The organism is Paracoccus marcusii, from assembly GCF_006151785.1.
Taxonomy (GTDB): domain Bacteria; phylum Pseudomonadota; class Alphaproteobacteria; order Rhodobacterales; family Rhodobacteraceae; genus Paracoccus; species Paracoccus marcusii.
The window spans coordinates 1-6,769 of sequence record NZ_VDDD01000160.1 but is presented as its reverse complement, the minus strand read 5'-3'; the positions used below and the strand labels follow the sequence as shown (position 1 = coordinate 6,769).

Annotated in this window: 7 protein-coding genes and 1 pseudogene; 4 read left to right on the top strand and 4 right to left on the bottom strand. The window is 69.4% G+C overall.

All coding sequences use genetic code 11. The annotated features are described in order from the left end of the window. The 4 genes from FHD68_RS16845 to FHD68_RS16830 all read left to right on the top strand — a co-directional run. Nucleotides 1–362, top strand: a 362-nt coding sequence (locus FHD68_RS16845; protein ID WP_139086273.1) for a DedA family protein, incomplete at its 5' end; no start/stop codon positions are given. A 5-nt stretch (nt 363–367) separates the two neighbouring features. Next, nucleotides 368–1,051 (top strand): M48 family metallopeptidase, encoded by a 684-nt coding sequence (locus tag FHD68_RS16840; RefSeq protein WP_045981511.1) that lies wholly within the window; start codon nt 368–370, stop codon nt 1,049–1,051. A 59-nt stretch (nt 1,052–1,110) separates the two neighbouring features. Beyond that, complete coding sequence (locus FHD68_RS16835; RefSeq protein ID WP_127897988.1) at nt 1,111–2,274, top strand: alpha/beta hydrolase family protein; 1,164 nt, start codon at nt 1,111–1,113, stop codon at nt 2,272–2,274. Further along, nucleotides 2,271–3,599, top strand: coding sequence for a cytochrome P450 (locus FHD68_RS16830; RefSeq protein ID WP_240542508.1), 1,329 nt, complete (start codon nt 2,271–2,273; stop codon nt 3,597–3,599). The genes FHD68_RS16835 and FHD68_RS16830 overlap by 4 nt, the downstream gene beginning before the upstream one ends. A gap of 21 nt (nt 3,600–3,620) precedes the next feature. On the opposite strand, the gene FHD68_RS16825 is transcribed toward FHD68_RS16830, so the two are convergent. The 4 genes and pseudogenes from FHD68_RS16825 to FHD68_RS19145 all read right to left on the bottom strand — a co-directional run. Next, nucleotides 3,621–4,721 carry an ABC transporter ATP-binding protein gene (locus tag FHD68_RS16825; RefSeq protein WP_127899308.1) on the bottom strand — a complete coding sequence of 367 codons (1,101 nt, stop codon included), beginning with the start codon at nt 4,719–4,721 and terminating at the stop codon, nt 3,621–3,623. A 14-nt stretch (nt 4,722–4,735) separates the two neighbouring features. Beyond that, entirely contained in the window at nt 4,736–5,548 is an 813-nt protein-coding gene (locus tag FHD68_RS16820; RefSeq protein WP_127897987.1) for an ABC transporter permease, read from the bottom strand. Further along, complete coding sequence (locus FHD68_RS16815; protein WP_046000153.1) at nt 5,545–6,417, bottom strand: ABC transporter permease; 873 nt, start codon at nt 6,415–6,417, stop codon at nt 5,545–5,547. Before FHD68_RS16815 ends, FHD68_RS16820 begins: the two co-directional genes overlap by 4 nt. 84 nt (nt 6,418–6,501) lie before the next feature. Further along, nucleotides 6,502–6,769: pseudogene (locus FHD68_RS19145) on the bottom strand (hypothetical protein); the annotation flags it as partial.

Genomic DNA, 6,769 nt, shown 5'->3' with positions numbered 1-6,769 from the left:
GGATGCGGCCGTGGCTGATGCGCGGCAGGCGGGGGGCGATCCTGGCGCGGGCGCAGGCGCTGATCGCCCGGCGCGGCGCGGGAGCGGTGTTCCTGTCGCGCTGGCTGGTCACGCCGCTTGGTCCGGCCACCAATTACGTCGCCGGGGCCGCGGGGGTGTCGCTGGCGCGGTTCATGGCCGCCTCGGTCCCCGGAGAGGCGATCTGGGCCACGCTGCATCTGGGCGCGGGGCATCTGGCCGGGCGCGGCTTTCGCGGGGACGAGGCCGCGGCGCTCAAGGCACTTGCGGCGGCCGCGGTGCTGGCTGCGGCAATCTGGGCGGGGCGCAGGCTCTGGCATCGGCGGTCGGGCGCCGCCATATAAGGGCCATGATGCGTTACCTGCCCTTCATCCTGCTGGCGCTGTACCTGGTCGCGATGTGGTTCTTTTCCGCATGGCGTCTGCGCCAGGAGCTGAACCAGAAGGCCACGCCCCTGACCCATCCGCGCCTGACGCCCATGCTGGACCGGCTTGGCCGCGCGATGGACCTGCCTCCGATCCGCGCCCATGTCTATGAGATCGAGCCGGTGAACGGCCTTGCCGCCCCCGACGGGCGCATCTTCCTGACCCGCGGCTTCCTGCGCAAGCTGGACGCCGAAGAGGTCACGCCCGAGGAACTGGCCAGCGTCATCGCGCACGAACTGGGCCATGTCAGCCTGGGCCATTCGCGCCGCCGGATGATCGATTTCGCAGGCCAGAACGCGATCCGCATGGCGCTGGCCGGGGTTCTGGGGCGCATCCTGCCGGGCATCGGCGCCTGGATCGCCAACCTGATCGCGACCGCCGTCGCCGCCCGCCTGTCGCGCCAGGACGAGTTCGAGGCCGACCGTTTCGCCAGCGCCCTGATGATCAAGGCGGGCCTTGGCACCGCCCCGCAGAAATCGCTGTTCCGCAAGCTGGACCGCCTGACCGGCAGCGGCGGCGCAGGCGCCCCCGCATGGTTCCTGTCCCACCCCCCCGCCGCCCGCCGCATCGCCGCGATCGAGGCGCACGAGGCGCGCTGGCGCGGCTGACCGGGTCTTGCCGCGGCGGCATTTCCACCTAAGGTGGTGCCGGACAGTCAAGGGCCCCCATGACCGCACCGTTCCGCCGCCACGTCCTGTACCTGCCGGGTTTCGACCCCATCCCGCCGCGCCGCTATCGCGAGCTGTATCGGCGCGAGGCCGCGGATCAGGCGCGGATTTCGGGCCACCGGCTGCGCATCACCAAGGCGCAGGCGCAGGGCTTTGCCTGGACCGTCCACGGCCGGGTCGAGGGTCGCGACACCATCACCGTGATCGAGGTCGCGCTGTGGTCCGACATCGTGCAGGCCTCGATGCGGCAAGGCATCGCGGGGACGTTCGCACAGCTGGCGCGGACGTCCTGGACCTATATCGCGACGGGCACCCTGTCGCGGCTGATGTGTCTGCGGCGCGGGCCGGTCATCGCGGCGCTTTATCCCATCGCGGTGCTGCTGGCACAGCTGGCGCTGGCTTTGCTGGCTGGGGGGCTGGCGGCGTCGGCCGTCGGCGGTTGGCAGGGCCTGCCCGTGGGGCTGGCGGTGGCCTGGGGCGTGCTGGTTCTGGGGCGGCGGCTGGATCACCGGCTGTTCGCCTATTACCTGATGCACGATTACGCCTTCACCGCGCGGCATCGCGGCGCCTATCCCCCCGCGCTGGAGGACCGGCTGGCCCAGTTCCGCGCCCGCCTGATGGCGATCCTGGACGACGGACCGGACGAGGTGCTGGTCGTCGGCCATTCGTCGGGCGCCTATCTGGCCGTGTCGCTGATGGCCGATCTGCTGCGCGAACGTGCCGACCCCGGCCCGGCCCTGTCGCTGCTGACGCTTGGGCACGTCGTGCCGATGGCGGCGTTCCTGCCCGATGCCGGGCGGCTGCGCGACGACCTGGGCTGGCTTGCGCGCAGCGACGGGTTGTTCTGGCTGGACGTGACGGCACCGGGCGACGCCTGCTGTTTCGCGCTGTGCGATCCGGTTGCGGTCTGCGGACAGGGCGGCCCGGACCAGCGCTGGCCGCTGGTGATTTCGGCGGCGTTCACGCACACGCTGTCGCCGGACCGGCAGGCCGCGTTGAAGAACCGATGGTTCAAGCTGCATTTCCAGTATCTGTGCGCCTTTGATCGGCCGGGCGATTACGACTATTTCGCGATCACCGCCGGGCCGCGGACGCTGGCGCAGCGGTTCGCCGGGCGCAAGCCGTCCCCGGGGCGGATCACCCGGCCCGTGGGCGCGCGGTGACGCCCCGCCCCCAAGGCGCACAGGGGGGCGGGACGCTGCGCGGGCTGATCCGCGGGTTCAGGCGCGACCTGCTGGGTGCGCTGCCGGAACGCCTGTACGGCGCGTGGATGGCGGAATTCCGCAGTCCGGTGATCCACAGCTTCTTCTGCAACGACCCGGCGCTGATCCGGCTGATCCTGCAGGATCGGCCGGGCGATTTCCCGAAATCGAACCGCATGCGCGAGGGTCTGGCGCCGCTGTTGGGCAACGGCGTCTTCATCGCGAACGGCGCGGACTGGGCGCGCCAGCGGCGCATCATCGACCCGGCGTTTGACGGCGGCCGCCTGCGCGACAGCTTTCCCGCCGTGCTGGCCGCCGCGCGCGCGGCCAGCCAGCGGCTGACCGCGGGAGTACAGGACATCGAGCCGCAGGCCGCCCATGCCGCCGCCGACGTGATCTTTCGCACGCTGTTCTCGATGCCCGTCGAACACCGCATTGCGTCCGACGTGTTCGAGGCGTTCCGCGACCATCAGGCCGCTCAACCCTTGGTGAACCTGGCCGCCCTGCTGCCCCTGCCCGCCTGGATGCCGCGGCCCCATTCGCGCCGCACCCGCGCCACCGCCGCGCGCATTCGCGGGCTGATCGGCGATCTGGTGCGCGAACGTCGCCGGGCCATCGCGGCGGGAACCGCGCCCGACGATCTGGCCACGCGGATCATGACCACCCCAGACCCCGAGACCGGCACGCCGTTTTCGGAGGCCGAGATGATCGACCAGGTCGCGGTCATGTTCCTCGCCGGGCATGAGACCAGCGCCTCGGTCCTGGCTTGGGCCCTGTGGCTGCTGGCGGCTCATCCTGATTGGCAGGACCGCGTGGCCGCAGAGGCCGCGACCCTGGACGACTTCGCCAGCGTCGGCGGGTTGCGCGCCACGCGTGCCGTGTTCCGCGAGGCGCTGCGCCTGTATCCTGCCGTCGCGATGTTCGTGCGCGAGGCCACCGCCCCCGAGATGTTCCGCGAGCGGCCCGTGCCGCGCGGGGCGCAGCTGGTCATCTCTCCGTGGCATCTGCACCGGCACAACCGGCTGTGGGACCGGCCGGATGATTTCGACCCCGCCCGTTGGGACACGCCGGAGGGCAAGTCCAGCGCCCGCGCGGCGTTCCTGCCGTTCTCGGCCGGGCCGCGCGCCTGCCCCGGCGCGGGGCTGGCGATGATCGAGGGGGTGGTGATGCTGGCCGCAATCACCGCGCGGTGGCGGCTGGAGGTGACCGACCGCCAGCCGATGCCCATCGCCCGGCTGACGATCCGGGCGCGCGACGGCATCTGGGTCAGGCTGACGCCGCGCTAGCGGAGCAGGCCCCCCTTCGCGTCAGCGGAACAGCACCAACGATCCGGGCGACCAAGCCAACCGGGTCCGCGTCCCGACCTCCTGCACGTCGCGGCCAAAGACGTTGCGCATCGAGATGCGGACCGTGCGCGACTTGCCGTCGCCCCGCGCCACGCCGTCCAGGCGCAGGTCGTAATAGGTCATGTCGCCGTAATAGACGACCTCGTCGATGGTGGCGTTGGTCTCGCGTGGCTGCGTGTGGGTCGCGCCCGGACCGACCAGGGTCATCGTCTCGGGGCGGAAACCGATCACGGCGCCGGCATCGTCGGGATTGGCGCGGCTGACCTGGCGTTCGGGCAGCTCGACCGTACCCAGGCCCGCGACATCGACGGTGACCGTGCCGCCCGCCTCGGACAGGATCGTCGCGGGCAGAAAGTTCATCACCCCGATGAAATCCGCGACCCGCCGCGTGGCCGGGCGGGCATAGAGGGCCTCGGGGCCGTCCAGCTGCGCGATCTCGCCCTCGAACATCACGGCGATGCGGTCGGACATGACCAGCGCCTCCTCCTGGTCATGGGTGACCAGGACGAAGGTGATGCCGACCTGACGCTGCAGCTTGATCAGCTCGACCTGCATCTGCTCGCGCATCTTGCGGTCCAGGGCCGACAGGGGCTCGTCCAGAAGCAGCACCTTGGGCTTGAGGATCAGCGCGCGGGCCAGTGCCACCCGCTGCCGCTGGCCGCCCGACAGGGCATGCGCGGATCGCGCGCCGTATCCCTTGAGGCCGACCATGGCCAGCGCCTCCTCGACCGCGGCGGCCTTTTCAGCCTTGCTGCGCGGATCGCGGCGCAGGCCGAAGGCCACGTTCTCGGCGACGGTCAGATGCGGGAAGATGGCATAGGACTGGAACACCATGTTGGTGGGCCGCTTGTTCGCGGGAACCTCCTCCATGCGCTTGCCGCCGATCAGGATGGCGCCGTCGCTGATGTCTTCGAAGCCCGCGATGGTGCGCAGAAGCGTGGTCTTGCCGCAGCCCGACGGGCCCAGCAGGGAGAAGAACTCTCCGGCCCGGATGGTCAGGTCGATCCCGCGCAGCGCGTGATAGTCGCCGTAATACTTGTGGACGCGCTGACATTCGATCATTGGCTTGGCTTCGATCACATCAACCCTCCGGTGGGCTTGCCGCCGATGCGGGCATTGCCCCGGCGGCGGAAATATTCGCCGATCGCCAGAAGGACGATCGACAGGATCACCAGCACCGTGCCCAACGCCATGATGACGGGGATCGCGCGCGGAAAGCGTAGCTGGCTGAAGATGTAGGTGGGCAGCGTCGGTTCGTTCCCCGCCAGGAAGAAGGCCAGGATGAACTCGTCCAAGCTGATGGTGAAGCTGATCAGCAGCGCGCTGATGATGCCCGGCATGACCAAGGGCAGCGTGACCAGACGGAACGCGCCCCACTTGCTTTCGCCCAGGTCATAGGCCGCCTCCTCCAGGCTGCGGTCCAGCGACGAGAAGGCGGTGGTCAGCACGGCGATGGCATAGGGCATACAGATCAGCGTGTGCCCCGCGATGACCGTCATCAGCGACAGCTGCACCCCCATGCCCAGCAGCACGACCAGCAGCGACATGGCCACGATGATTTCCGGCAGCACCATGGGCAGCATGATGAACCCCATCATCCCGCCCTTGCCCGGAAACACGAAGCGGGTCGAGGCGCGCGCCGCGAAGATGCCAAAGCAGGTGGCCAGGATGGACGAGGCCACCGCCACGGTCAGCGAATTGGTCAGCGCCCGGCGCAGCGTCGCGTCGCCCCACATCTGCCGGAACCAGTCGGTCGTCACCCCCTGCAGCGGAAAGGCGATGATCGTGCCCGAGTTGAACGCGAACATCGGCAGCAGGATGATCGGCGCATACAGGAACAGCAGATAGAAGATTGCATAGGCCTGCAGGCCGCGTCCCTGGCGGTTCATTGGCGCACCTTGAGGAAGCGGCGGTTGAGGAACAGGAAGACCAGGCTGACCACCGCCACGATGGCCATGGCCGTCACCGCCAGCGCCGATCCCAGGGGCCGGTTGTCCAGCGCCAGCATCTGGACCTGGATCAGGTTGGCGATCATCGGGATCTTGCCGCCGCCGATGACCTCGGGCGTGACATAGTCGCCGATGGTCGGGATGAAGACGATCAGCACCGCCGCGATGACGCCCGGCATCGCCAGGGGCAGCGTCACCCGCCAGAAGGTCATCAGCCGGCTTTCGCCCAGATCGCGCCCGGCCTCCAGCAGGGATCGGTCGATCTTCTCCAGCGCGACGAAGATCGGCAGGATCGCGAAGGGCGCGTAGGCATGGGCCAGCGTCAGCACGATCGCGTTGGTGTTGTAGAGGATGAAGGTCAGCGGCTCGTCGATGATGCCAAGCCCCGTCAGGGACGAGTTGATGACGCCGTTGTACCCCAGGATCACCTTCCACAGGAACACCCGGATCAGATAGCTGGTCCAGAAGGGGATCGTGATCAGGAACAGCCACATGGCCTTCTTTTCGGGCCGCACGCAGAAGCTGACGTAATAGGCGACCGGAAAGGCCATCACCACGGTCGCCAGCGTCACGATGGCCGCCACGACCAGCGACCGCAGCATCACCGTCCGCACGATCGGGTCGGTCAGCACCTGGGTATAATTGTCCAGGGTGAAGTCGCGGATGATCTCAAGATAGCCGTCGGTCAGGAAGCTGTAGGCCAGGATGGTCAGCAGCGGCGCCGCCAGGATCACCAGCGCATACAGGAACGGCGGCGCGATCAGCGACAGCCCGGCCCGTGCCTGGTCGTCGAACTTGGCCTTTGCCATGGCGATCCCCTTCCGTCCGCCCCGCCGGGCCTTTCGCAATTGCTGTCACAGGCCGCGCGCGAGGAAAAGAGGTTTCTAGCCCGCCTAGCGCCACCAATGCCCGGTCAGCGCCAGCCGGGCCAGCGATGCGCGCCGCTGAAACGGCGTGATCGCGGTGGTGGCCTCGAACGGATCGGTGCGCCCGGCCATGATCTCGGACAGCAGGCGCGGCACGCGGGGGCCGGGATACAGCGCCGCCGCCGCCCGGCGCGGCAGCTTGCGGTGCATCCGTGCGGCCATGCGCAGCCCGTCGCGCGCCTGTTCTGCCAAGGCCCGCGCGTCCTCGGGGCGGGCCGGTTCCAGCCCCAGCCGG